At 65.3% G+C, this 26,064-nt stretch carries 23 protein-coding genes and 1 pseudogene; 13 read left to right on the top strand and 11 right to left on the bottom strand.

The window, feature by feature from the left end:
- Nucleotides 1–36 precede the first annotated feature (36 nt).
- The 8 genes from folE to QQS53_RS10855 are packed head-to-tail and all read left to right on the top strand — an operon-like array spanning nt 37 to nt 4,891.
- Nucleotides 37–609, top strand: coding sequence for a GTP cyclohydrolase I FolE (folE, locus tag QQS53_RS10820; RefSeq protein WP_472775836.1), 573 nt, complete (start codon nt 37–39; stop codon nt 607–609).
- A gap of 4 nt (nt 610–613) precedes the next feature.
- Nucleotides 614–1,474 (top strand): dihydropteroate synthase, encoded by an 861-nt coding sequence (gene folP / locus QQS53_RS10825; protein ID WP_472775837.1) that lies wholly within the window; start codon nt 614–616, stop codon nt 1,472–1,474.
- On the top strand, nt 1,474–1,845 hold the full coding sequence (gene folB / locus QQS53_RS10830) for a dihydroneopterin aldolase (RefSeq protein ID WP_472775838.1): 372 nt from the start codon (nt 1,474–1,476) through the stop codon (nt 1,843–1,845). Before folP ends, folB begins: the two co-directional genes overlap by 1 nt.
- Nucleotides 1,845–2,312, top strand: coding sequence for a 2-amino-4-hydroxy-6-hydroxymethyldihydropteridine diphosphokinase (gene folK / locus QQS53_RS10835; RefSeq protein ID WP_472775839.1), 468 nt, complete (start codon nt 1,845–1,847; stop codon nt 2,310–2,312). Before folB ends, folK begins: the two co-directional genes overlap by 1 nt.
- Nucleotides 2,313–2,783, top strand: coding sequence for a DUF3180 domain-containing protein (locus QQS53_RS10840; protein ID WP_368534206.1), 471 nt, complete (start codon nt 2,313–2,315; stop codon nt 2,781–2,783).
- A gap of 5 nt (nt 2,784–2,788) precedes the next feature.
- Entirely contained in the window at nt 2,789–3,481 is a 693-nt protein-coding gene (locus QQS53_RS10845; RefSeq protein WP_472775840.1) for a DUF6779 domain-containing protein, read from the top strand.
- Between the two features lie 2 nt (nt 3,482–3,483).
- Nucleotides 3,484–4,089 carry a Rossmann-fold NAD(P)-binding domain-containing protein gene (locus QQS53_RS10850; protein WP_472775841.1) on the top strand — a complete coding sequence of 202 codons (606 nt, stop codon included), beginning with the start codon at nt 3,484–3,486 and terminating at the stop codon, nt 4,087–4,089.
- Entirely contained in the window at nt 4,073–4,891 is an 819-nt protein-coding gene (locus QQS53_RS10855; protein WP_472775842.1) for a pantoate--beta-alanine ligase, read from the top strand. The genes QQS53_RS10850 and QQS53_RS10855 overlap by 17 nt, the downstream gene beginning before the upstream one ends.
- On the opposite strand, the gene QQS53_RS10860 is transcribed toward QQS53_RS10855, so the two are convergent.
- The 9 genes from QQS53_RS10860 to QQS53_RS10900 form a co-directional block, all read right to left on the bottom strand.
- Nucleotides 4,835–5,731, bottom strand: coding sequence for an ArsA family ATPase (locus QQS53_RS10860; protein ID WP_472775843.1), 897 nt, complete (start codon nt 5,729–5,731; stop codon nt 4,835–4,837). The genes QQS53_RS10855 and QQS53_RS10860 overlap by 57 nt on opposite strands.
- Nucleotides 5,722–5,964, bottom strand: a complete 243-nt coding sequence (locus QQS53_RS10865) for a cory-CC-star protein (protein WP_472775844.1) — start codon at nt 5,962–5,964, stop codon at nt 5,722–5,724. Before QQS53_RS10865 ends, QQS53_RS10860 begins: the two co-directional genes overlap by 10 nt.
- On the bottom strand, nt 5,961–7,625 hold the full coding sequence (locus QQS53_RS10870) for a carbon starvation CstA family protein (RefSeq protein ID WP_472775845.1): 1,665 nt from the start codon (nt 7,623–7,625) through the stop codon (nt 5,961–5,963). Before QQS53_RS10870 ends, QQS53_RS10865 begins: the two co-directional genes overlap by 4 nt.
- Before the next feature lie 31 nt (nt 7,626–7,656).
- The gene (locus QQS53_RS10875; protein ID WP_472775846.1) at nt 7,657–8,871 is read right to left on the bottom strand and encodes an HNH endonuclease signature motif containing protein; all 1,215 of its coding nucleotides are present in this window, start codon (nt 8,869–8,871) and stop codon (nt 7,657–7,659) included.
- A gap of 98 nt (nt 8,872–8,969) precedes the next feature.
- On the bottom strand, nt 8,970–10,007 hold the full coding sequence (gene fepB, locus QQS53_RS10880; protein ID WP_472775847.1) for a Fe2+-enterobactin ABC transporter substrate-binding protein: 1,038 nt from the start codon (nt 10,005–10,007) through the stop codon (nt 8,970–8,972).
- 46 nt (nt 10,008–10,053) lie between these two features.
- The gene (locus tag QQS53_RS10885; protein ID WP_472775848.1) at nt 10,054–10,827 is read right to left on the bottom strand and encodes an ABC transporter ATP-binding protein; all 774 of its coding nucleotides are present in this window, start codon (nt 10,825–10,827) and stop codon (nt 10,054–10,056) included.
- The gene (locus QQS53_RS10890) at nt 10,827–11,786 is read right to left on the bottom strand and encodes a FecCD family ABC transporter permease (protein WP_472775849.1); all 960 of its coding nucleotides are present in this window, start codon (nt 11,784–11,786) and stop codon (nt 10,827–10,829) included. The genes QQS53_RS10885 and QQS53_RS10890 overlap by 1 nt, the downstream gene beginning before the upstream one ends.
- Nucleotides 11,783–12,742 (bottom strand): FecCD family ABC transporter permease, encoded by a 960-nt coding sequence (locus QQS53_RS10895; protein WP_472775850.1) that lies wholly within the window; start codon nt 12,740–12,742, stop codon nt 11,783–11,785. The genes QQS53_RS10890 and QQS53_RS10895 overlap by 4 nt, the downstream gene beginning before the upstream one ends.
- A gap of 59 nt (nt 12,743–12,801) precedes the next feature.
- Complete coding sequence (locus QQS53_RS10900) at nt 12,802–14,871, bottom strand: PhoX family protein (RefSeq protein WP_472775851.1); 2,070 nt, start codon at nt 14,869–14,871, stop codon at nt 12,802–12,804.
- A 138-nt stretch (nt 14,872–15,009) separates the two neighbouring features.
- Between QQS53_RS10900 and lysS the strand changes: the two genes are divergently transcribed.
- Together lysS and QQS53_RS10910 are read left to right on the top strand one after the other, a co-directional pair.
- Nucleotides 15,010–16,605: a lysine--tRNA ligase gene (lysS, locus tag QQS53_RS10905; protein WP_472775852.1), complete on the top strand. Its 1,596-nt coding sequence runs from the start codon at nt 15,010–15,012 to the stop codon at nt 16,603–16,605.
- An 85-nt stretch (nt 16,606–16,690) separates the two neighbouring features.
- A complete protein-coding gene (locus tag QQS53_RS10910; RefSeq protein WP_472775853.1) occupies nt 16,691–18,106 on the top strand; it encodes an MDR family MFS transporter in 1,416 nt (471 codons plus the stop codon).
- Here QQS53_RS10910 and crtI read toward each other — a convergent pair.
- Complete coding sequence (gene crtI, locus QQS53_RS10915; RefSeq protein WP_472775854.1) at nt 18,103–19,584, bottom strand: phytoene desaturase family protein; 1,482 nt, start codon at nt 19,582–19,584, stop codon at nt 18,103–18,105. The genes QQS53_RS10910 and crtI overlap by 4 nt on opposite strands.
- Nucleotides 19,581–20,426 (bottom strand): phytoene/squalene synthase family protein, encoded by an 846-nt coding sequence (locus QQS53_RS10920; protein ID WP_472775916.1) that lies wholly within the window; start codon nt 20,424–20,426, stop codon nt 19,581–19,583. The genes crtI and QQS53_RS10920 overlap by 4 nt, the downstream gene beginning before the upstream one ends.
- Before the next feature lie 225 nt (nt 20,427–20,651).
- Between QQS53_RS10920 and QQS53_RS10925 the strand changes: the two genes are divergently transcribed.
- The 3 genes and pseudogenes from QQS53_RS10925 to QQS53_RS10935 all read left to right on the top strand — a co-directional run bounded on the left by QQS53_RS10925 (nt 20,652) and on the right by QQS53_RS10935 (nt 26,062).
- Complete coding sequence (locus tag QQS53_RS10925; RefSeq protein ID WP_472775855.1) at nt 20,652–23,351, top strand: ATP-dependent Clp protease ATP-binding subunit; 2,700 nt, start codon at nt 20,652–20,654, stop codon at nt 23,349–23,351.
- Nucleotides 23,352–23,498: 147 nt separating this feature from the next.
- Nucleotides 23,499–24,341, top strand: a complete 843-nt coding sequence (locus QQS53_RS10930) for a class C sortase (RefSeq protein ID WP_472775856.1) — start codon at nt 23,499–23,501, stop codon at nt 24,339–24,341.
- Nucleotides 24,342–24,580: 239 nt separating this feature from the next.
- A pseudogene (locus tag QQS53_RS10935) lies at nt 24,581–26,062 on the top strand (SpaH/EbpB family LPXTG-anchored major pilin).
- Nucleotides 26,063–26,064: the final 2 nt, after the last annotated feature.

Here is a 26,064-nt window from a genome sequence, read left to right on the forward strand (position 1 = left end):
GCGAGCACGCCGGGGACTACGAAAAGGACCGCGACGATGACTAATTCCTTCGACCAGCCGCGCGCCGAGGCGGCTATCCGCGAACTCCTGTTGGCCGTGGGCGAAGACCCGGACCGCGAGGGCCTGCAGGAGACCCCGGCCCGCGTGGCCCGCTCGTATGCGGAGATCTTCGCCGGCCTGAACGTGGATCCCACCGAGGTGCTGCACAAGACCTTCGCCGAGAACCACGAAGAGCTGGTCCTGGTGCGCGATATCCCGATCTATTCCACCTGCGAGCACCACCTGGTGCCCTTCTACGGCGTGGCCCACATCGGCTATATTCCCGGCAAGGATGGGCACGTCACCGGCCTGTCCAAGCTGGCCCGCCTGGCGGATATGTACGCCAAGCGCCCCCAGGTGCAGGAGCGCCTGACCACCCAAATCGCCGACGCGCTGACCGATACCCTGGGAGCGCAGTCGGTTATCGTGGTCATCGAGTGCGAGCACCTGTGCATGGCCATGCGGGGCATCCGCAAGCCGGGCGCGACCACCACGACGTCCGCCGTGCGCGGCGGGTTCAAAACCAACGCGGCCTCACGCGCTGAGGTCATGAGCCTAATCCGGAGCTAACACCATGTCGATTGCAGATCTGTCCGCCCCGACCGGCCGCACGCTGGTCATGGGGATTGTCAACGTAACCGAGGATTCCTTCTCCGACGGCGGCAAGTGGCTGGCCGTCGACGACGCCATCGCGCACGCTCACGAGCTCGTGGCCCAGGGCGCGGACATCATCGACGTCGGCGGCGAGTCCACCCGCCCGGGGGCTACCCGCGTGGATGCTAACGTCGAGCGCGACCGCGTCACCCCGGTGATCAAGGCCCTGCACGAAGACGGGATCCTCACCTCCGTGGACACCATGCGCGCCAGCGTGGCGGCCGCCTCCGCCGAGGCCGGCGTGGATCTGCTCAACGACGTCTCCGGCGGCCTGGCCGATCCGGACATGTTCCGCGTGATGGGCGAGACCGACCTGCCCGTGTGCCTGATGCACTGGCGCACTGTCCGCTTCGGCGACGCCGCGGGCGCGGCCGACCACGGCGGCGACGTCGTGCGCGACGTGCACAACGTCCTGGACGATCTGGTAGGCAAGGCGCTGCAGGCCGGCGTGAGCGAGAGCAACATCAGCATCGACCCGGGCCTGGGATTCGCCAAGACCCCGCAGGACAACTGGGCGCTGCTGAAAGCCCTGCCCGAATTCATCGACGGGCCTTACCCGGTGCTCGTCGGCGCTTCCCGGAAGCGTTTCCTGACCGGCATTCGTAAAAACCGCGACCTGCCGGCCGGCCCGACTGAAGCCGATCCCGCGACCGCCGCCGTGACCGCGCTGTCCGCCCAGCTGGGCGCGTGGTGCGTGCGCGTGCACGAGGTGGCCGTCTCCCGCGACGCCGTCGATGTCGCCGCCGCCTGGAAGCTCGGCGCGGACTACCGGGGGAACTAATGGCAGATCGCATTGAGCTCACCGGCCTCGAGTGCTACGGCTACCACGGGGTCTTCGACCACGAGAAGCGGGACGGCCAGAAGTTCCTCGTCGACATCACCTGCTGGTTGAGCTTCAGTCAGAGCGATGATCTAGCCGCGACCATCAACTACGCGGAGCTGGCGGATCTCGCCGCCGGGATCGTCGAGGGCGAGCCCTACGATCTCATCGAGACAGTCGCCTCCCGGATTGCCGACGCCGCGATGGAAGCCTACGAGCAGCTTTTCGCCGTCGAGGTGACCGTGCACAAGCCGCAGGCCCCCATTGAGCGCACCTTCGGTGACGTCGCCGTCGTCGCCCGGCGCTCGAAGAAGACCATCCGGAGGGGCTAATGCGCGCGGTACTATCCATCGGCTCCAACATGGACGACCGGGAAAAACTCTTGGAGACCGTCTTCCGCGAGTTCGCGGACCAGACGGTGGCGGCCTCACCCGTCTATTCCACCCCGCCGTGGGGCGTTACCGACCAGGACGAATTCCTCAACGCGGTGCTCATCGTCGACGTGGAGGAGACCCCGATCGAGCTGCTACGCCGCGGGCAGAAGCTCGAGCAGGCCGCCGATCGCCAGCGCATCCAGCACTGGGGCCCGCGCACCCTGGACGTCGACATCGTCGACATCGACGGCTACGTCAGTGATGACCCCGCGCTGACCGTGCCGCACCCGTACGCCCACGAGCGCGCCTTCGTCCTCGTCCCGTGGCTGGCGGCCGACCCGGACGCGCGCCTGAACGGCGTGCCCGTCCGCGATCTGATCGCGAAGCTGGACCCGGCCGAGGTCGCCGAGATCAAGGAACGCTAAGTGAAACGCACCTCCATTGGAACGCTAGTCGGGGTAGGGCTCTTCGTGGCCGCCGCGGCCGCGATCCTGACCGGCCGCTTCTACGGCTCCATGCTGGCCATCCCCGCGACGGTGTCTATCACCCTATGGGTCATGACCGCGCTCTGCCTAGGCCTGGCGTGGAAGGTGCGGCAGGCCAAAAACGACGACGGCATCGGCCTGGACCGCACCCAGCTGAACCCTCTGACGATCGCCCAGTTCATGCTGGTGGCGAAGGCCTCGGCGTGGACCGGGACCATCGTCGGCGGCGCGTACGCAGGCATTGCCTGTTACGTCGTCCCGAACGCCGGCCGCCTGGCCGCTGCCTCCGACGATCTGACCGGCGTGTTGGCCTCCGCCCTGGGTGGGCTGGCTATGGCGATCGCGGGAGTGGTTTTGGAGCGATACTGCGAAGTCCCTCCGCCCGAAACGGGATCGGACGCGTTAGAGTAGTACCCATGAATAACCAGACCGATCGCGGCCAGATTGGGCTCGCAGTGCTGGTGGTGCTCGCAATTGTTGCCAGCATCGTCATGCTCATTGCCGGTTCCGACGCCGCGCTAAAGATCGCACTTCTCGCCGCTCTGTGGGCCGCTGTGGTCGGGTTCTTCCTCGTCACCCGCTACCGCCGCCTGGCCCAGAAGAGCGAGGACGAGCTCGCCTACCGCGAGAAGCTCCACCAGGCGGAGCTGGAAAAGGCGCAGACCGCCGAAGAACCGGAGGTCCTCGCCGAGATCCGTGAGCAGCTGAGCACCATCCGCAAGCAGCTGGAGGATCTGTCGGGCCGCGAGTTCGGTTACGAGCCGGCCGCCCTGCGCGCCGAGGCCCGCCGCATCATGGAGCTGGAAGACAACTTCAAGCAGACCTCCGCCGGCGCCCCCTCCGAGGACGCCATCGCCGGCCGCCTGGGCAACCAGACGCCGCAGGAGACCCCGCTCGAGGAGATCATCAAGGAAAAGCAGGAAAAGCCGGAGAAGGAAAGCCCCACCTTCCAGACTGACTCCTTCCAGGCCGTGCGCTGGGATAGCGGCGGGGATCCGGAAGTGAGTAAGCCGAAGGAAGAAAAGCGCGGCCGCCGCCGCCAGGACGCTCACCGCGAGGGCTCGGTCTCCGTCGCGGAGCTCATGGCCGAGATGAAGAAAAAGAAGTAGCCGTGGACGCACCGCGCATGCGCATCGGGGTGATCGGTGACTCCGCCCCCGGAAAGCTCTTCGCCGAACGCCTGGCCGAAGCCGGCCACAAGCTCGGTACTGCCGCGGACGCGGAGGCTCTCATCCTGGCGGTGGAGGAAGACCGGCTGCCCGGGGCCATCGACGAGGCGGCCGGCATCGTCCGCTCCGGCACCATCGTCATGCACACCTGCCTGACCCGGGGCGCGCAGGCCCTCGATGCCCTGGAGACCCGCGGCGCTATCGTCGCCGCTGTCTGCCCGGTCGATGACGAGGCCTGGGCCGTCGATGCCTTAGACGAGCTCGGCGAGACCGTCGCCACGCTCCTAGTCTTCGAGGCGCGTGGAAAGTATATGCTGCTCGCTGATGCCGACCGCCCCGGTTTCGTCGCCGGGCTCTACAAGCAGGAGATGCTGCGCGAGATCCTCGCCCGGGAGGGCGGCGGCAACGACTACACGCCGCTTTCCGCGCAGCAGATCATGGCCGGTTACAACGGGGAGCCCGCCTACCTAAGCTATGCCCGCCGGCTGGCAGAATTGCGCGGGGACATCGACCTAGAATTCTGGGGGAACAATGATCGACACCAGTGACCTTGCCAAGATCCGCATGGTCGGCAGCGCGTACGCGAAAACCGGCCGGCCCGTCGTGCTGGTCATCCTGGGCGACGGAGTGCACGCCGGCCACCAGGCGCTCATCCGCGCGGCCCGCGCCATCCGCTCGGCCGTCGTGGTCGTTGCGCTGCGGGAAGGCGACGCCCCCGACGCCGACGTGGTCTGGCACTACGATGCCGAGACCCTCTGGCCGCACGGAAAAACCATCACCGTTCCGACCCCCGACCGGGGCCTGGAACCCGTCCAGGACCTAGCGCTGCCGCTGGCGCTCATCGGCGCGCTACGTCCCTCCGACGTCGTGGTCGGGGAGAAGGACTACGAATACAACCTGGCCTTAAACCAGGCCGTGCGCGATCTGCACCTGGGGGTGAGCCTCCACGGCGTGCCCACCGTCCGCACCGCCGAGGGCGTGGCGATGAGCCTGCGCAACACCCGCCTGCCCGCCGAGCACCGCACCGCTGCCACCGCGATCTCCGCCGCGCTGACCGCCGGGGCGCACGCGGCAGAAGCCGGCGCCGAGCACGTCCTCGAGGTCACCGAGTCCGTCCTTCGCTCCGCCGGCGTGGATCCCGACTACGTCGCCGTACGCGGCAAGGATCTCGGCCCCGCACCCGAGCAGGGCGATGCCCGCCTCCTCGTCGCCGCCACCCTGGGAGGGATCCGGCTTATCGACAACGTCGGCCTGCCGCTGGGCGTGGGCTTCAAAAACTGGGACGAGTACCAGTCAGAGCAGCTCCGCGATGAAGCCGAGCTGCTCCGGCCCGACGTCAGCGGGCAGTAGCGGCACCTCCACGGTCGGCAGGCCCAGGCTTTTTAAGGCCTCGTCCTCGACCCGCCGGCGGGCATCCATAAAGCTGCCCTGCCCCTTCGGCGAGCGTCGGTTAACAATCACGCCGCCGATGGTCATGCCGCTGTTCCGGAGCTGGGAGTAGAACTGCTTGGTCTCTAGGACCGGCAGCCGCTCGGGAGTCAGAACCAGGTAAAACTCCGAGTCCTGGCGCAGCGTTTCCCGCAGCCGCACGAAGCGCTCCCGCCGGCGCCACAGGATGCTGCGAATCTCCTGGTTGCGCTTGTCCACCTGGTCGGTGTCTCCACCCAGCCCGCGCACCAGCGAGCTGAACCGGTCCGAGCGGTCCCGCCGCTCCAGCAGCCCGTCGGTCCACGCCTGCATGATTTCCGGCAGCTCCACCAGGCGGGCGGTGTGGCCGCTGGGGGCGGTGTCGAAGATGATGCGCTCGTATCCGCTATCGACCAGGTCCGCCATCCTCTCCAGCAGCGCGGATTCGTGCGTGCCGGGCGACTGCCGCGCCAGGTCCAGGTGGTGGTCGACCTGCGAGTGCAGCCGCTGCGGCATCATCTTCTGCATGGTTGACCGGACCTCGGTCAGGTGCTTTTCCGTGACCTCGGCCGGGTCAATCTCCACGACGTCGAGGCGGTCGGCGACCGGCGTGGGGGAATCACCAAGCGAGACATCCCAGAGGTGGCCCAGGTTGTGTGCCGGGTCCGTGGAGACCAGTAGCGTCGAATACTGCTGCGCGGCCTTCCACGCCGCGGCGGCCGCCAGCGTGGTCTTGCCAACTCCGCCCTTGCCGCCGAAAAACGTCACGGGTTTTAGCAGCATGAGATGCCCTCCAGCGGGGAGCGGTCCATCCCCATGCGCCGGTGCCAGTCGTGGAACTCGTCGTAGACGACCGGCAGCAGCTCCAACGTGTAGTAGGACGCCGGGTTGGGCACGCCGAGCGCCTCCGACAGCACCAGCAGCAGGAACAGGTCATCCTCTTCCTGCCGCGCCTTCGCGAAGGTCGCGCGGTAGGGGCCGGAGTAGAAATCCTGGAGCAGCTGCCGCAGGCTCATTGGACCGGCTCCGGTTGCCGCCGCGCCCGCTTGAGGGAGGCGAGCGCCTCGACGGTGACCCACAGCGCGGCGACGAGGATGATGATATCCATGACCAGCAGCAGCCAGTTCTGCTCCTGCCAGAAGGTGCCGAGCTGAATGATGAGCGCCCATACGGACATGACCATGAGGAAGGCGAAGGGGATGAGCACCGGCAGCGTGGGGCGGCGCAGGTAGGTCAGGATGACCGCCAGGACGGCCAAGGTCAGGCCCGCCATCAGCTGGTTGGTGGTGCCGAACAGCGGCCAGATGGTCATGCCGCCCGAGCCGTCGGTGCCCTGGGAGAAGGTCAGCGCGAAGGCGACGCCGACCGCAATCAAGGTTGCGACGAGCGCGCCGATCTTCACCCCGACGACCTCGCCAATTTCCTGGACCACCAGGCGCTGCAGGCGGATGCCCGAGTCCATAGTGGTGGCGGCGAAGAGCACCGCCATGGTGGCGAGAATGGTCCCCGACAGCGAGGTCGGGATACCCAGGCCCTCGTTCATCAGCGAGCCACCACCGGCGACGAAGGCGTCCACGCCCCCGGCGTTGAATTCGTGGTAGATCTCTTCCCAGTTCTGGAGGGTCTTGAAGCCGGCCGTGGTCGCGATAATCGTGCCCAGGGACAGCAGGCCCTCGCCGACGGCGCCGAAATATCCGACAAAGCGGGCGTCGGTTTCCTTGTCCAGCTGCTTCGAGGAGGTGCCCGAGGCCACCACGCCGTGGAATCCGGAGATGGCACCGCAGGCGATGGTGACGAACAGCAGCGGGAAGATGGGCGGGGTGCCGTCCGGGACGGCATCGTTAAGCGCGGGGGCGACGATGTCCGGGGCGGTGACCAGGAAGGCGCCGTAGAGGATGCCCAGGCCGATGAAGAGCTGCAGGCCGTTGATGTAATCGCGCGGCTGGAGCAGCACCCAGACCGGAAGGAGGGAAGCCGCGAAAGCGTAGATGAACAGCGCGATGATCCAGACACCGTTGGCCGGAATTCCGAGCACGGTCTCCGGAAGCACCACCGGCACGCGGTCGCCGATAATCATCAGCGCGTAGAGGGCCACGACGCCGACGATGGAGACCACCGGCAGGTTCCAGTTAAAACGGTAGATGGCCTGGCCGATGAGCAGCGCCACGACGATGGCGCCCCAGGTCGGGATGACCGCGGTCGGGGTGGAGACCAGCAGGTTGGAGATGACCACCGCGAAGGCGGTGTTGACCATCAGCAGGAGGAGGAAGATTACGACCAGGAAGAGGTTGCGCCCGCGGGAGCCGATGTAGCGGCCCGAGAGCGTACCGATGGACTGGCCGTTGTGGCGCTGCGATGCCCACAGCGCGCCGAGGTCGTGCATTCCGGCCATGAGGACGGTGCCGATGGTCACCCACAGGAACGCCGGTAGCCAGCCCCAGATGACGGCCACGGCCGGGCCGATGATGGGGGCCGCGCCGGCGACGGAGGTGAAGTGGTGCCCCCACAGGACGTACTTGTTGGTGGGGACGTAATCCACGCCGTCGCGCATGGTGTGCGCGGGGGTGGCGTAGTCGGGGGAGAGTCGGAAAATTCGGTTTCCTAGGAAGCGGGAATAGAGAAAGTACCCGGCGGCCATCATGGCGATGCCGATGGCAGCGAGGATGAGTGAGTTCATGGTATCCTCCGTCGAAGTGTGCAATGAATCACTATTGTGGCACGAATGTTTCGTGGAGGGGCCGGTTTTCTGAAATGGGGGAGGTGGCTTTGGCGTGCGCGCGGTCGCGCCGGGTTTGCTGCGCCTGGGCCATAGTCCGCATCCAATTGACGTTTTTCGCGGACAGCGGGCCTTCCGGGGAGGTGGACTCCCAGGTGCCGTCGTTAGACAGCCACACCACGGCGCCGGTGCGCGGGTCGAGGATATAGGTCACGCGGCCGTCGGTCTTGATGTTGTGGTGGTGCTGGCAGAGGTTGACCAGGTTGTGTGCGGCGGTGGCCCCGCCGTCGCGGAAGTCCTGGCAATGGTCTTTCTGGCACCTGATGGCGGGGATGCTGCAGCCCGGATACCGGCAGCAGCCGTCCCGGCCGTTGAGGAAGGCCTTGATGTCCTCCGGGGTCTGGTAGTTCGGGCTGCGCTTCTCGGCCGCGGCTGCCATGTCGCGCCGGTGGTCGGATTTTTCGGCCATGCGGTTGGCGGTGTCCGCGTCGATCCAGCCGTAGCCGTCGATGAACCCGCCGCTGTCCGGGAGGTCTTGGGCCATGAACATGTTGAGGACGACGCGCGGCGAGCCGTACTTGCCCAGGACGAGGCCGGCCAGCGCTTTGGCCGGGCTGACGTTGTTGTCCTTGGCGACCTTCCGGATGGCCGCGTCCATGGCGGCGGTGGTTTCCGCGTCGTATTCCGCGACGATCTCGCCCCGGTTGGCGCCGACGGGCCCGGCGGAATAGTGCGGTGGGGGCGGCTCGTGGGAGGGCTGGGTAAGTTCCAGTTCCGCTTGGACGAGCCGGTTGAGCTTCCGGCGGAGGTTTTCGTGGGAGGGCAGGGCCTGGGCGGGCTGCGTTGGGGTGAGGTAGCTGGTAATGCCGGCGTCGATCCGCGCGAGCGATTCAGGCGCCGGGGCGGTGCCTAGCTTGTTGAGCACGGAATCAATGAGGGTGAGTTGCTTGAATTCGATGTGGTGAAGGGTTTCGACTAGTTGTTTCAACTCCGGCAAGGTGTCGAGCCGTTCCAGGCTCTCGCAATAATCCCGGGCGCGCCCGAAGGAGACGCCGGTTTTTAGGGCTAAGCGTTTGATGGCGAGCTCGTCATCTTCGCTGCGAGCAGGGCGGAGGTCTTGCCAGAGGTGGTAGTAGTTGCGGCGGTAGGTGGTGCAGGCGGTAGCAGTCGGACAGTAGGGAGTGTTGACGGTGTAGTAGGGCTGCATTATTCCCCCGGTGGTTCGTTAGCTAATCTGTTCTAACTAACTCACACAATACGCAACTATCCGGCATTGCGCTACCCTTTTTCGAAAAACTGTACGAATTAGTTTCCGAATTCTTCCTGCAGGTGATCCACCAGGTCCTTCGCGGAGAAGGCGTCAATCCGGAAGAACTCGCCGTCCAGCGGGTAGACGTGGTTGTTCCGGACGGACTCGGTGTCGGCCAGCTGGGGATCCTTGCGGACCTTCTCATCGGCCGGCTTGCCGCCTAGGTTGAGGACGAAGGTGCTCTTGCCGTCCAGGGCGAGCGGGAGGTTCTCAGTGTTTACGGCCTTGACGTCGCCACGCTTGGAGCCCTGCGCGGAAGTGCCGACGAGGTCCTTATCCGGGGTGGCCACCTCAATTCCTAGGTCGCTGAAGATCTGGCCCTGGGCGGATTCTTCGGTGAAGAAGTTCATGCCGTCCTTGGTGGGGGAGACGATGTTGACGGGCTGCTCGATGTCTAGGTTGCCCTTGGCCTTTTCTACGGCGGCGTCGTAGTTCCCGATGACCTCATCGGCCTTGTCTTCCAGCCCGGCGGCCTCGGCGACTTCCCGGGTGGTGTCCTGCCAGGACTGGTCGGAGTAGTCGATGGCCTGGACCGGGACGATGTCCTTGAGTTGGTCGTAGATTTCGGCGCCGGAGTCGTTGCCGACGTTAGACATGACCACCAGGTCCGGATCCTGGGCCAGGACGGCCTCGGCAGAGGCGGAGCCGATGGTGTAGATGGAGTCGATACCCTTTTGCTGGGCGACCTCGTCCCAGGCCAGTCCGAAGCCGGTGCCGTCGGCGAACATCGGGGCGTCCGGGTTGCCGCCGGCCGAGGCGACGACGGGAGCGTCGAGCGAGAGTAGGGCGCCGGTCAGGGTGACGGAGGCAGAGACGATCTTCTTGGGCTGGGACTCGATGGTGAGATCGGTGTCCTGGCGGTCCTTGTCCTGCGTTTTGATGGTTCGCGGGAAGGCGCTGTCCGCCGCGCTGGAGGAAGCAGCCTCCGAGTTTTCTGCGTTCCCCGTGTTCTCTGTGTTGTCGCTGCAGGCGACGAGGCCAAGCGAGAGGGCGGCGGTGGCGGACAGGGCGAGGATGCGTCGTGCGACAGGCAAGGGTACCTCCTAGGTAGTGGACTAATTCCTTGGAGGTTAGCCTACCCTATTTTGGAACTACCAAGGGTCCCCCACTTACGGGGTCAGTAGCAATCACCGCGTCGAGGCCGAAAACTTCGGCCAAAAGGTCTTCGGTGAGGACCTCGGCCGGGGTTCCTTGGGCAGCCAACTTTCCGTCCGAGCCGAGCAGAATCAGGCGATCGGACCAGCGGGCCGCCAGGTTCAGATCGTGGAGAACCATGATGGCGGTGCTGCCGCGGGCGTCGACTAGCTGCCGGATCAACCGCAGGACGTCGACGGACGTCGCCAGGTCGAGGTACGTGGTGGGCTCGTCGAGCAGCATCACGGGGGTATCCTGCGCGATGGTCATGGCAATCCAGGCGCGTTGCCGCTGCCCGCCGGAGAGCTGGTGGAGGGGTCGGTCCGTGAGTTCGGTCAGTCCGGTGGTGGTCACTGCGTCGGTGTAGACGGCGTCGTCGCCGGCGGACCAGCGTTGGTACCACGTTTGGTAGGGGTGCCTCCCGCGCGCGACCAGCTGGCCGACCGTCAGCCCCTCCGGCGCCACGGGGGATTGCGGCAGCATGCTCAGGTACCGGGCGCGCTCCCGCCGGTTCCAGCTGTCCAGAGCGCGGTCATAAAACTCCAGCTTTCCGCTGTGCGGCAGGAGCCCGCACAGGGACTTGAGCAGGGTGGATTTGCCGCAGCCGTTCGGGCCGATGAGGCAGGTGATGCCGCCTTCCGGCAGGCGCAGGTTCAGGTCCGCGATCACGGGTTTGTTCCCGTATCCGACGCTGACGTTGTCCAAAGAAAAGATATCCATCACACAGTTTCCTTTGCTCTCGTGCGCAGGACCAAGATAAACAGCAGGGGTGCGCCCAGGAAGGCGGTTACCACGCCCACCGGCAGCGGCCACGGCAACACCACGCGGGCGACGATGTCCGCCCACAGCAGCGCGGTAGCACCCACCGCCGCGGAGAAAAGCACCGGCGGGGTGGGGGCGCGGGAGACCATTCGCGCCACGTGCGGGCTCACGAAAGCCAAAAAGCCGATCGGGCCCGCGGCCGCGACGGCGACGGCGGCCAGCACGACTGCCACCAGCAGCTGGATGAGCTGGGCCAGGCGGACGTTGTGCCCCAGGATATGGGCGGTGGCATCGCCGAGGCTCAGCGCGGCCAGCTGGAAAGTAAGCCAGCCGGCCAGCGCGATGGCGATGATAACGGCGGCCAGGGGGACCCACGCGTGGTGCCAATCCCGCCCGTTGAGGGAGCCGGCCATCCACATGCGGGCGCTGGCCGCGCGATCCAGCTGCGCGTAGGCCAGAAGCCAGGTGGTCAGCGAGGACAAAAACATCGACAGGCCCACGCCGACCAGCACGATCTGCACCATGCTGCGCCCCCGGCCGGCCAGAAAGACCATCGCCACGGCGGTGAGGGCCGCGCCGAGGATGGCGGCTACCGGCGTCATGCCCCAGCCAAAGACGATAGCGGCCACTGCGGCTAGCGATGCCCCGTTGGTCACCCCCAGGATATCCGGGCTGGCAAGCCCGTTGCGGGCGACGGACTGGGTGAGCGCGCCGGAGTAGGCCAGCGCCGCGCCGACCACCAGGGCAACGACGGCGCGCCCGAGCCGGAATTCCAGGATGACCGCGCGGTGGGCGGCCGAGCCGCCGCCGGTCAGGACTGCCAGCACGTCCGAGCAGGAAAGCGCCAAGTCGCCCTGCATGACGGAGACGACCACACCGAGGGCGGCCAGGATAATGAGGATCAACCAGCGGATCATAGGTTGCCCCCAATCTTGTTGCCGCGCACCAAGAGAATGAAGATCGGGACGCCCAGCAGTGCGAGGACAATGCCCATGGGCAGCTCCCCGGGGCGGGCGAGCAGGCGGCCCAGGATGTCGGCCACCAGGGCGCAGACGCCGCCCACGAGTCCGGACAGGGGGATAATCAAGCGGTAGTCCACGCCGGCTAGCCGACGGGTGATGTGCGGGGCGGCCAGGCCGATGAACGCCACTGGGCCGGCCGCCGCCACGGCCGCGCCGGTTAGGCCGGCGATGACGATGACGCCCCCGGCTTGGACCGCCGAGACGGGAACGCCCAGGGACTGCGCGGTGGCATCGCCGAGCAGCACCAGGTTGACCAGTGGGGAAAGCAGGATGGCGGCAACCAGGCTGACGATGCCGATGGGCGCGGTGACCTCCACCGTGCCGAAGTCGCGGCCCGCGACGGAGCCGGTGGCCCACTGCCGGATGGCGTCGAGCACCTCGTCGTTCGTGAGGACTAGGGCGTTGACCAGCGCCATGAGGACGGCGGATAGGGCCATGCCGGCGAGCACGAAGGTCAGGGGGCTACCGCTGGAGTTAAGCGCGAAAAGCAGGCTGGTGACCAGAACCGCGCCCAGGATGGCGGGCCAGACGAAGGAATCCGTCAACCCCGTCGACACGGCCAGCGCCACCGCCGCGGCCGCCCCGGCGGTCACGCCCAGGATGCCGGGATCGGCCAGCGGGTTGCGGGTAAAGGCCTGGGTGAGCGCGCCTGCGGCGCCGAGGCAGGTGCCCGCGATGAGGGCCAGCAGGGTACGCGGGAGCCGCTGGATGCCCAGGAGCATCTCGAATTCGTCCGCGGGCGCGCCGGGGTCGACAGCGTAGCGGAAACCGCCGGGGATGGCCTCCCATACTTGCGCGAAAGTGGTCGCCCGCGCGCCGACAAAGAGACTTGCCAGACACAGGGCGACCACGAGCGCTAGGCACAAGGGTGCGACTAACCTAAATCTGAACACAGTTAGGTTAGTGTACCCTATACGCCGATGTTGCCGTTATCCTTCCACACGACGACGACAGCCGGGCGCGGGGTGGAGTTTCCACCGTCCGGCCAGTGGGAAGAGGGCTCGTCGAAGGCGGCCTCGTCGTCCTCGCCCGGGTGCTGCACGTTGACCATGACGCGCTCGTCGGTGACGATGGGCCCGCAGGTCTCCGCCCCGGTCGGGACGGTGAGGAAGCACTTGAGCTCGCCGCGGGTCTCGCCTTCCGTGGTGACCGCGTACAGGCCGTCGTTGGACTCCAGGGCGTTGCCGTCGGTGGAGATCCACAGGTTGCCGTGGGAGTCGAAGGCCAGGTTGTCCGGGCAGGAAATCGGGGAGACCTTCTCCTTGTCGAAACCGCCGAAGTAGGAGTCCGCGGTGGCCGGGTCGCCACAGACCAGGAAGAGGTTCCAGGTGAACTTTTCCCCGGCGTGGTCGTCGGAGATCTCCATGACCATGCCGTTCTTGTTCTCCTTGACCGGGGCCCATTCCTTCGGGCCCTCCTGATTCTTCTCCGCGTCCTCGCCGGTGGCGCCGCGGTAGGAGTTGTTGGTCAGGGCGGCGTAGACCTTGCCGGTCTGCGGGTGGATGTCCACGTCCTCCGGGCGGTCCATCTTGGTCGCGCCCACCTTGTCGGCGGCCTCGCGGGTGAAGATGGCGACCTCTTCAGCGCTGAAGCCGTCCACGTGGGACTCGGCCTTGTCGCCGTCGACGGTCAGCAGCTTGTTCCACACGCCGGTGCCGTCGAACTTGCCGTCCTCGGGCAGGACGCCGGAGCCGTCGATTTCCTCCTCCGGAGAGTTGCCCTTCAGCTCGGCGACGTAGAGGGTGCCGTTGTCCAGGATGGTCATGTTGTGGCGGGTGTCGCCCTCCTTAATCTTGCGGGAGGAGACGAACTTGTAGATGTACTCGAAGCGGGCGTCGTCGCCGGAGTAGGTGACTACCGTGCCGTCTTTGGTCACGTGCACGTTGGCGGCCTCGTGCTTGAAGCGGCCCAGGGCGGAGTGCTTGATGGGGGTCGACTGCGGGTCGAGCGGGTCCAGCTCGATGACGTAGCCAAAGCGGTTCGGCTCGTTCGGGGTCTTGGAGATATCGAAGCGGTCATCGAAGCGCTCCCACTTGCGCTGGGAGGGCTCGTCCTCGAAGCCGAAGCGATCCAGGGACTTCTGCGCGCGCTCGTCGTCGACCTTGGCGTTGGCGAAGTAGGCGTCGAAGTTCTCCTCGCCGGACAGGATGGTACCCCACGGGGTAACGCCGCCCGAGCAGTTGGCCATGGTGCCGGAGATGGTGGTGCCCTCCGGATCCTTGTCCGTCTTTACGTACTTAGACCCAGCCGCCGGGCCGGTCAGGCGGAAGGGCGTGGTCAGGGTGATACGGCGGTTGAGCGGGCCGAACTCGCGCTTCAGGTTGCCGCCTTCGGCCTTGGAGACCTCCAGCACGGTCAGGCCGTGGTTGGCCCAGCCGATCTTCGCGTGCTCCTCGGTGGGGTTCTCGGCGTCGTAGTCGGGGAACATCTGCGGCTCGGTGGTGTACTCGTGGTTGCAGACGTAGACCAAGCGCTCCGGGTCGTTGGGGTGCTCCACCAGGCCGGCGAAGTCATTGTTGAAGCCGAACTGCTTCTCCGCGTCCTGGGAGGTCTGGTTGTGGACGTCGAATTCCGGCGCGCCCTCGATGACCGGATCACCCCAGGCGATGAGCACGGACTGCTGGTAGCCCTCCGGCACGACGACCTCGTCCTTGGTGTTGGGCTCGACCGGCTCGAACTTCATGCCCTCGGCGGAGGTCAGCTCCACCTCAGCCTCCGTGGTGGTGGTAGAAGAAGCGCCGCCGGCATTATCTTCCGGGGCCGAGCACGCCGCCAGGGCGGCGCTGCCGCCGACGGCGACAACACCCAGGCCGCCGGCGCGCAGCGCGGTGCGGCGGCTGAACTGATCGCCGAAGTACGGGTTGGTGGTGGGGTTGTCGGCCTCGCCGAAGCAGGCGTTTCCGCACTTGTAGGTGCAGGTCAAGCTGGAACGGGAAGAGGTGAACAAGGAACTGAGAAGGTTGCGGCCCTTTAGTGGCATGGGTGAATGCTCCAAATTCGATTACAGAAAGTCATGGGAAGTTGCGCCTAGAACTTAGTTCGGTCAAGTGGCTAAGGGGTGAGTTCCGAGTTGCTAATGGACGACGTTTCCATGAAGAACGGGTTAACACCGCCGCAGATGGCATGCGGTATTCTGTTGGGCGTGAGCGAGCAAAAGAAGAATGAGACCCCAGACATCCCGGAGCAGCTACGGATCCGCCGCGACAAGCGCGCCCGCCTGCTCGCTGACGGCACCGAGGCTTACCCGGTGTCGGTAGCCCGAACCACCTCCCTGGCCGACCTGCGCGCCAAGTACCGCGTACTGGCTGAGGACGAGGCTGTCGGCTCGGAAGAAGGCGTGACCTACCTGGCGGTAGGGGAGGAAACCGAGGACGTAGTCTCCATCGCCGGGCGCCTTATCTTTATGCGCAACACTGGCAAGCTGTGCTTCGCCACGCTGCAGGACGGCGATGGCACCCAGGTGCAGGCCATGCTCTCCCAGGCCGAGGTGGGCAAGGAGCGCCTCGACGCCTGGAAGCAGGACGTCGATCTGGGCGACTTCATCTCCGTGACCGGCCGCGTCATCTCTTCCCGCCGCGGCGAGCTGTCCGTGATGGCCACCGAGTGGACCTTGGCCTCGAAGTCCCTGCGCCCGCTGCCGGTCTCCTTCGCCGACATGGCCGAGGACACCCGCGTGCGCCAGCGCTACAACGACCTCATCGTGCGCAAGGAGGCGCGCGACAACGCCATGATCCGCATCAAGGTCGTGCGTGCCCTGCGCAACTACCTGGAGTCCCAGGGCTTCAACGAGATTGAGACCCCGATGTTGCAGACCCTGCACGGCGGCGCGGCGGCACGCCCGTTCGTGACCCACTCCAACGCGCTGGACATCGACCTCTACCTGCGCATTGCGCCCGAGCTGTTCCTGAAGCGCGCCGTGGTCGGTGGCATCGATCGCGTCTTCGAGATTAACCGCAACTTCCGCAACGAGGGCATCGACAAGTCCCACTCGCCGGAGTTCGCCATGCTCGAGACCTACGCGGCCTGGGGCGACTACAACGACTGCGCCCGCACCACCCGGGAGTCCATCCAGGCGGTGGCCCAGGAGGTCTTCGGCTCGCAGAAGGTCACCCTGGCAGACGGCACCGAGTACGACTTCGGCGGCGAGGAATGGCCGGAGATCGAGATGTACCCCTCGCTGAACGAGGCGCTGGCGCGGAAGTTCCCGGGACAGCCGGAGGTAACCATCGACTCCACCGTGGAAGAGCTCAAGGGTATCGCCGACGTCATCGGCCTCGAGGTCGGCACCGGCTGGGGCCACGGCAAGCTGGTGGAGGAAATCTGGGAGGTGCTCTGTGAGGACCAGCTCGAGGGCCCGATCTTCGTCAAGAACTTCCCCGTGGAGACCTCCCCGCTGACCCGTTCGCACCGCTCCCAGCCCGGGGTCACCGAAAAGTGGGACCTCTACGTGCGCGGCTTCGAGCTGGCCACCGGCTACTCCGAGCTCATCGACCCGGTCATCCAGCGCGAACGCTTCGAGGATCAGGCCCGGCTGGCCGCCGGCGGCGACGAGGAGGCCATGGTTCTGGACGAGGACTTCCTCGCCGCGATGGAGCAGGGCATGCCGCCGACAGCCGGCACCGGCATGGGCATCGACCGCCTGCTGATGGCCCTGACCGGCCTGGGCATTCGCGAGACGGTCTTGTTCCCCATCGTCAAGCCTGAGCAAAGCTAAAAGGCTCTTTGCGCAGACCAGTGAAATGCGGCTAATATCTCTGGTCTGCGTTTTTTATTTTAGCTTTTTCTAAGGGGGACCTCAGGTGAAAGATGCCGCATTGAGCCGGGAAGTCGTCAGCAACCTGGTGGTATTGGTGCTCGCTGCCACCATCATGATTCTGAACGAGACGTCGCTATCCGTCGCCCTGCCGTCCATCATGGCGGACTTTTCCATCCCGGCGACCTCCGCTCAGTGGCTGACCACGGGCTTCATGCTGACGATGGGCGTGGTCATCCCGACCACCGGTTTCCTGCTGGAGAGGCTGACCACCCGGCAGATCTTCGGGATCGCCACCGGGCTCTTCCTCACCGGCACCGTCGTGGCCGCGCTCGCGCCCGTCTTCGCCATCCTGTTGCTCGGGCGCGTCATCCAGGCCGCGGGCACGGCGCTCATCCTGCCGACGCTGATGACGGTCGCGATGACCCTGGTCCCGCCCCAGCGCCGCGGCACCGTCATGGGGGTCATCTCCGTGGTCATCGCGGTGGCGCCCGCGCTCGGCCCCACGGTCGGCGGCGCCATCCTGAACGCCTCCAGCTGGCACTTCATCTTCTGGTGCATGGTACCGCTGCTGGTGCTGGTCCTGGCCGCGGGGATCAAGCTGCTGGCCAACGTCGGCGAACACCGCGACACCCCTCTGGACGTTGCCTCCGTTATCCTTTCCGCCCTGGCCTTCGGCGGCCTGGTCTATGCGCTGTCCTCCATGGAAAAAGCCGTGGAGGGCGCTGCCACCCTGCCGCTTATCGTCGGGAGCGTGGGCGTCGTCGCGCTGGTGGTCTTCGTGCGACGGCAAAACCGCCTGGCCCGCGATAACCGCGCGCTGCTGGATTTCAGCCCGTTCAAGGTGCGCAACTACACCCTGGCCGTGGCCGTGATGCTGCTGTCCTTCGGCCTGATGCTGGGCTCGGTCACGGTCCTGCCCATCTACCTGCAGTCCGCGCTGGGGGTGTCCGCCCTGGTCACCGGCTTGGTGGTCATGCCGGGCGGCCTGCTGCAGGGCGTGATTTCCCCGTTCGTCGGGCGCATTTTCGATGCCCGCGGGCCCCGCCCGCTGCTCATCCCCGGATCCATCATGTTCGCCGCCGGCGTCTGGCTGATGACCCTTCTGGGCCAAGACAGTAAGGTCTGGATGGTCGTGGGCATGCACGTGCTCTTCGCAGTAGGCATGGGCATGATGATGACCCCGCTGATGACCACCGCGCTGGCCTCCCTGCCCAACGAGTATTACGGGCACGGGTCGGCCATCATGAACACGCTGCAGCAGCTGGCCGGCGCCACGGGCACGGCCTTCCTGGTGGTCTTTCTGACCCGCGGCACCCAGGCCGGCCAAGACGCCGGGATGGACGTGGCCGCCGCTACCTCCCAGGGCACGTCCTGGGCGTTCCTTTTCGCCGGCGTGGTCTCCCTCGCCGTGGTGGCCTTGGCCCCGCTGCTTAAGCCAGTTCGCGGGGCGAAGGCTTAAAGCCGCCTGACTGCGGTAAGGACATTTTCGGCCGAAATAAGGCACATGGGCACTCCCACGCCGGGAACGGTCGTGGCCCCGGCGTAAAACAGGTTGTCAATCTTTGTGGACTTCGTCCGCCCGCGGAAGAAGGCAGACTGGGACAAGGTGTGCGCGGGCCCGATGGCCCCGGCGGAAAACGAATGGTAGCGGTCGGCGAAGTCGGCAGGCCCGATGGTGCGCTGGGTAAGGATGCGATCGCCGAGATCCGGGATGTCAGCCCACTCGGCTAGCTGCTGGAGTGCCCGGCTAGCGATGCCGGCTACCTCCGCCGATTCCTCCCCGTAGGCGCTGCCGTGGCCGAGGGCGGCATCGGCGGCGGTGGGCACCAGGATGAAGAGGTTTTCGCACCCTTCCGGGGCCACGGAAGCATCGCTAGCCGAGGTCTTGCAGACGTAGATGGAATTGGAGGCGCCGCCGTCCCGGAAGACGGCGTCGAAATCCGGGTCCCAGTCGCGGCTGAACAACAGGTTGTGGTGGGCCAGTTCGGGGAGCTGTCCGTGCACTCCGGCCAGCACGAGCACCGTCGAAAGCCCCGGGTCGCGGCGGGCGAAGAACCTATCGGGAAAGGTCCGCTGGTGGGCGGGCACCAGGTGGGTCTCCGTGTGGTAGAGGTCGGCGGCGGAGACCACCAGGTCCGCCGGCAGCGTGCCGCGGTTGGTGGTGACGGTTGTCGCGTGCTTGCCGTGCGTGACGATGGCGGTGGCCTCGGTCTCCCACTGGAAGCGCACGCCGAGTGTGGTGGCGATGGCCTGCAGCGCGTCGATGATCGCGGCGAAACCGCCCTGCGGGTAGCGCACGCCCTGGGTGAGATCGGCGTGGCTCATTAGGGAATACAGTGCCGGGGCGGCGGCTGGCTCGGTCGACAGGAAGACCGCGGGGTAGGTCAGCACCTGCCGCAGCAGGGGATCGGTAAAGCGCGAGCCGACGTAGCTTTCCAGGGATTGGCCAAGAAGTGCGGCCAGGCGCGGCAGGCGGCGCAGGATGTCGGGGTGCAGCAACCGCAACGGGTTACTGAACGTGGTGTAGAGGAAGTGCTTGAGCGCCACCTGGTAGGTGTCGCTGGCGGTGGCCAGGTAGTCGTTAAGGCGCGTGCCCTGCCCGGGCGAGCGTTGGTCGAAAAATTCGACCACGGTGTCATCGATGTCGGCGGCGCGGCCGGTCTCGTTGAAAATTCGGTAGGCGGGGTTAAGCTCGGTGAGTTCGAAGAAGTCGCTCGTTTGGTGGCCCAGCAGGCCAAAAAAGCGATCGAAGGCTTCCGGCATCAGGTACCAAGACGGGCCGGTGTCCCACTGGAAGCCGGAGTCGGCGAGCTTTCCCGCCCGGCCACCTGGTTCGGCGAGGCGGTCGATTACGGTGACTCGGTAGCCGTCGGCTTGCAGGAGGCAGGCGGTGGCCAGGCCGGCCACGCCGGCGCCGATAACAACGCAGTCGGTCATGCTTTCCTCCAGAGGCTAGCCGCCAGGATTTGGGCCTTGCGGGGCGCGGGCACGCGGATCCGGCGCGAGCGCAGATCGTCCACGCTGGCGCTGTCGATGCGCTCGTTCAAGTTCGCGAACAGCCCCGTCGCGGCGAGGACTCCCCGCCGCGCGCCGGGCGGCAAGAGCAACGCGGCGCGGCGCGCGCGGGCGAGCTCGGCGCGGATCTCCGCGCACCACTCTCGCTTGGTCGCGGCGTCCAGCTGCCGGAGGTAGTCCCGGCCCAGCTGGTCGGTGTCCTCTGCCAGATCGCGGAGGAAGTTGACCTTCTGGAAGGCCGATCCCAAAGCCTGCGCCCCGTCGGCCATGGTGGCCTTGTCCTCTTCGCTAGGGTGGTGGCCGACCAGGAAGATGTCCAGGCACATCAGGCCGATGACCTCCGCGGAGCCGTGGATATAACTGTCTAGGCTCGCTGCGTCATGCGGGGCGGGGTCGAGGTCCCTACGCATAGAGGCAAAGAAGGCGCGGAGGTGGTCCCCGGAAAACTGGCAGCGGCGTTGCGTGTTCGCCCACGCGTGGAGGACGGGGTCGGTGTGGAAGGTGGCATCGGCGGCGTGGAGGACCTGTTCCTCGTAGCCGTCCAGCAAGGCGCGGATGTCGGGGGCCTTAGCCTCCGCCGCCGCGCCGTCGACGATTTCATCAGCAATGCGCACCACCGCGTAGAGGGCCTGGATATCGTGCCGGATCGGGGCGGGGAAAAGCCGGGTACTCCACGAGAAACTGGTGGAATAGTAGCTGATAATGCGGCCGGCGGATTGGCTAGCGGCGGCGTGGTAGTGCTGGAGTGCCGAGCGGTGGGAGATGTTCACTACGCCTTACTGCGCCTTTCAGAATTGGGCTTTTCCCTAAAGCCTAGTGGGGGCTAATACGGCCTGCTAAATTCGCCTGTTCGCTACCGGCGTACAGCCCTTTGAACTGCGCAAAGGTCGTATTTTGGGGCCTTGGTGTGAAAAGTGAGAATGGAGGCTGGGGAAAGCGCGTTAGAGTGGATAGAGAATTTATGAGAAACCACAAGGGGTAGATAGCAGATGTTCGAAAGGTTTACAGATCGTGCCCGCCGCGTCATCGTTTTGGCGCAGGAAGAGGCACGCATGCTCAACCACAACTATATCGGCACCGAGCACATCCTTTTGGGCCTTATCCATGAGGGTGAAGGCGTAGCCGCCAAGGCGCTAGAGTCCATGGGGATTTCCCTGGAGGACGTGCGCCGTGAGGTCGAGGAGATCATCGGCCAGGGCACCCAGCCGCACACCGGGCACATCCCGTTTACCCCGCGCGCGAAGAAGGTCCTGGAGCTGTCCCTGCGTGAGGGCCTGCAGATGGGGCACAAGTACATCGGTACTGAGTTCCTGCTGCTGGGCCTTATCCGCGAAGGCGACGGCGTCGCCGCGCAGGTGCTGACCAAGCTGGGCGCGGATCTGCCGCGCGTGCGTCAGCAGGTTATCCAGCTGCTGTCCGGTTACGAGGGCAACAACCAGGAAAACGACAACAGCAACAAGGGCGGCGGCCCCGTGGGCGCCGGTGCCGGCGGGCGCGGCTCGCAGGGTGGCTCCGGGGAACGCTCCAACTCCCTGGTGTTGGATCAGTTCGGCCGTAACCTGACCCAGGCTGCCAAGGACGGCAAGCTGGATCCGGTCGTGGGCCGCGAGTCCGAGGTCGAGCGCATCATGCAGGTGCTCTCGCGCCGCACCAAGAACAACCCGGTGCTCATCGGCGAGCCCGGCGTCGGTAAGACCGCCGTCGTCGAGGGCCTGGCCCTGGACATTGTCAACGGCAAGGTCCCGGAGACCCTGAAGGACAAGCAGGTCTACTCCCTGGATTTGGGTTCGCTGATCGCCGGTTCCCGCTACCGCGGTGACTTCGAGGAGCGCCTGAAGAAGGTGCTCAAGGAGATCAACCAGCGCGGTGACATCATCCTGTTCATCGACGAGATCCACACCCTGGTTGGCGCCGGCGCCGCCGAGGGCGCTATCGATGCCGCCTCGCTGCTCAAGCCGAAGCTGGCCCGCGGCGAGCTGCAGACCATCGGCGCGACCACGCTGGAGGAGTACCGCAAGCACATCGAGAAGGACGCCGCGCTGGAGCGCCGTTTCCAGCCGGTGAAGGTGGAAGAGCCCTCCCTGGACGACACCATTAAGATCCTGAAGGGCCTGCGCGACAAGTACGAGGCGCACCACCGCGTCTCCTACACCGACGACGCGCTGAAGGCTGCCGCATCCTTGTCGGATCGCTACATCAACGACCGCTTCCTGCCGGATAAGGCGGTGGACCTGCTGGACGAGGCCGGTGCCCGCATGCGCATCAAGCGCATGACCGCCCCGGATTCCGTCCGTGAGGTCGACGACCGGATCGCCGAGGTCCGCCAGGAGAAGGAAGCGGCCATCGACGCCCAGGACTTCGAGAAGGCCGCCGGCCTGCGCGACAAGGAGCGCCAGCTGGGCGAGGAGCGCGCCGAGAAGGAAAAGCAGTGGCGCAACGGCGAGCTGGAGGACATCGCCGAGGTCGGCGAGGACCAGATCGCCGAGGTGCTGGCGCACTGGACCGGCATCCCGGTCCTCAAGCTCACGGAGAAGGAGTCCTCGCGGCTGCTGCACATGGAAGAGGAGCTGCACAAGCGGATCATCGGCCAGGACGAGGCCGTCAAGGCCGTCTCCCGTGCCATCCGCCGCACCCGCGCGGGCCTGAAGGACCCGCGCCGGCCTTCCGGTTCCTTCATCTTCGCCGGACCGTCCGGCGTGGGCAAGACGGAGCTGTCGAAGTCGCTGGCTAACTTCCTCTTCGGCTCAGATGATGACCTCATCCAGATCGACATGAGTGAGTTCCATGACCGCTTCACCGCCTCCCGCCTTTTCGGTGCCCCTCCGGGCTACGTCGGCTACGAGGAGGGCGGCCAGCTCACGGAGAAGGTCCGCCGCAAGCCGTTCAGCGTCGTTCTCTTCGATGAGATCGAGAAGGCCCACAAGGAGATTTACAACACCTTGCTGCAGGTCCTCGAGGACGGCCGCCTGACCGACGGCCAGGGCCGCGTGGTGGACTTCAAGAACACCGTGCTGATCTTCACCTCGAACCTGGGCACCCAGGACATCTCCAAGGCCGTCGGCCTGGGCTTTACCGCCGATGCCGCCTCGGATCAGGACGCGCAGTACGAGCGGATGAAGGCCAAGGTTAACGACGAGCTGAAGAAGCACTTCCGCCCGGAGTTTTTGAACCGTATCGACGAGGTCGTGGTCTTCCACCAGCTCAACGAAGAGCAGATCATGGAAATGGTCGACCTGCTCATCGGCCGCGTGTCCAAGTCCCTCCAGGAGCGCGACATGGACATCGAGCTGACCGAGAAGGCCAAGCGCCTGCTGGCCAAGCGCGGTTTCGACCCAGTGCTGGGCGCGCGCCCGCTGCGTCGCACCATCCAGCGCGAGATCGAGGATCAGCTCTCGGAGAAGATCCTCTTCGGCGAGATCGGTGCCGGCGAAATCATCAGCGTCGACGTGGAGAACTGGGACGGCGAGTCCAAGGACAACTCCCAGGCCACCTTCACCTTCAGCCCGCGCCCGAAGCCGCTGCCGGAAGGCACCTTCGAGCAGGAGCTGGACGAGGACGAGGTCCGCGAGAATGACGAAGCAGCCGGCGAGCCGGAGCAGATCACCGCGGATACCCTGCCGGAGACCCCAGAGGCCTCCGAGGACCACGGCGACGAGGACGGCCCGGCAGGCGCCGGCCAGCCGATGTAATCGGTCGTTGAAGTGAGAAAGCAGCCTCCCTGGCGGAGGCTGCTTTTTTCGTGTGCTAGTATTCTCATTTTGTTCAGCTAATTCTGAGAGTCCAAAATGTCGGCACACCGGAAAAATAAGAATATTTTACAGCGGGTCCTCCTACCCGTGCTCATCATTTTGGTGGGCGTGGGAGTCTTGGCGTATCCCGTCATCGCCACCCAGTGGAACAACGGTGTCCAGCGATCGGTGGCGAACGACTACAACGAATTGCTGGAGTCCGGCGAAAAGCTCTCGCCCGAACAACAGTCCGCCGCGGTGGAAGCTGCCCGCGAGTACAACCGCTCTCGAGAGGGCGTGTCCGTGGCCGACCCTTGGGTCTCAACCGGCCATGAGGACGGTCCGGAATACCAGTCCTACCTGGATCAACTCAGCGGTCTGCCCGCTATGGCGCAGGTGGTCATCCCCTCTATCGACGTAAACCTGCCGCTCTACCATGGCACTTCCTCGGCGACTCTGGAACGCGGCCTGGGGCACCTGTTTGGGACGGATTTACCCGTCGGCGGGGAGGGAACCCACGCCGTGGTTACCGGTCATACGGGGCTGACTGATGCCACGTTGCTCGACAACTTGGTGGACGTGAAGGTGGGCGACGCCGTCTACGTAAACGTCTTCGGGGAAAAACTCAAGTACGAGGTGCACGACACTCAGGTTGTCCTGCCTGACCAGACCGATAGCCTGCGTCCCCAAGAAGGTCAGGATCTGCTCACTCTCATTACGTGCACTCCGTATGGAGTTAACACCCACCGCCTTCTGGTCCACGCGCACCGTGTGCCGTTGGACCCGTCCGAGGAAAGCATCTTTGAAGACGCTGGATGGGGCATCCAATGGTGGATGTGGGCGCTGGGTGCAATCGTCCTGCTGGTCTTGGCTGGGCTGGTCTGGTGGATTCTCCGGGAGCGCAAGAAGGGGCGGGGTGCCGAAGTAGGTAGTAGCAAACCCCACAGGTAGGTGTATCGCCCTAGTGTGCTGTGGATTCTTTTATGGTTTCCTGGCAAAACGTAGTGTTTTATCTGTCAACATATAAAACGCACTGTATGAAAGTAAGAAAAAAATTAGATAGAGCTTGGAGTTCTAAGCTTACGGCGTTAATATTCAGCCATTGGGATTGCCCAAAACCGTAGTGGGTGGTCCTAAGCTCTCTTTTCCCTCAATGTGCGCTTCCGCGTACCGAAATGAAAGAAGAAAAAGTGAAAAAGACTTCGTTGGCTCCTAGCTTCCTTGCCATCGCTACTGCGTCGGCTCTGACCTTGGGCGCAGCTCTGCCGGCCGCCACCGTCACCGCGGGTGCCCAGGAAACCACCGCGTCCACCATCAACGCTGCCAAGCAGGGTTCTCTGACTCTGTTCAAGAAGGCTGATCCGGAAAACACCGGCGAGCCGACCGGCCAGCCGGACGAAAACGTCAGCGGTCAGCCGCTCGAGGGCGTCGGCTTCTCGATCTACAAGGTGGAAGGCGTCGACCTGACTACCAACGAGGGGCTCGCCGCAGCAGCCGATCTGACAGTGGCGCAGGCCCAGGGCCGCATCGGTGACGCGGCCACCAGGACCGGTACCACTGACGCAGAAGGCAAGGTAGCTTTCGACGGCCTCGAGCTCGGCGTCTACCTGGTCAAGGAAACCAGCCCGAAGGAAGGCTACGCTCCGGCAGCCGACTTCCTGGCCTACATCCCGATGACCAAGGAGAACAAGGAGCAGGGTGGCACGGAGTGGATGTAGGACGTGACCGCCTACCCGAAGAACTACCTGGAGGAGGGCCCGACCAAGGAGGTCAAGGACTCCGGTAAGAACGTCACCCAGCAGATCGAATACACCATCAAGACCCACGCCCAGCGCGTGCGTGAGGACCAGCAGCGCACCAAGTTCATCATTCAGGATAACCTGAACGTCGCACTGGACGCGGAAAACGCTGAAGTCTCCGTCACTGGTGATAAGTACCAAGAAGGTGTCGACTACCAGGTTGAGCGCAACGGGCAGCAGATCCAGATTGTTTTCACTGACGCTGGTGTCGCCAAGATCGAGAACAACGAAGAGATCGACGCCGTCATCAAGGCCACGGTGAAGGAAATGCCGGAAGGTGGCATTCTTCCGAACAAGGCTACCCAGATCGAGAACAACCCGGACAACGTCCAGGAAGACAAGCCCCGCGAGACCCCGGAAGTCGAAACCCACTACGCTGGTGTGAACTTCAAGAAGGTCGGCGATAACCGCACCGCCCTGCAGGGTGCAGAGTTCTCCGTCTACGGTGCCAAGGATAACGAGCAGTGCTCCGCAGTCGTTGAAAACCAGGACCGTCTCCAGACCGCTCTGGGCGGCACCAACACTTGGACCTCCGGTGAGGACGGCGTGGTTACCATTAATGGCCTGCACGTCAACACCTACGCCGATGGCAAGGAACAGGCGAACGAGTGGACCAAGTACTGCCTGAAGGAGACCAAGTCCCCGGCCGGCTACGAGCTGCTGGCTCAGCCGATTGAGTTCCAGCTGACTACCGCCGGTGAGCAGAAGCCGCTGACCGTTGGTGACAACGCTGGCGAGATCGTAAACCTGAAGGACTCCACCCCGCGTCTGCCGCTGACCGGTGGCATGGGTATTGGCGTCCTGGCCGCGCTGGGCGCACTCATCATCGCCCTGGGCGTCTTCGTTGCACGTCGTAACTCCCAGCAGGCTTAAGG

It is taken from the genome of Corynebacterium sp. 2571A (assembly GCF_055700935.1).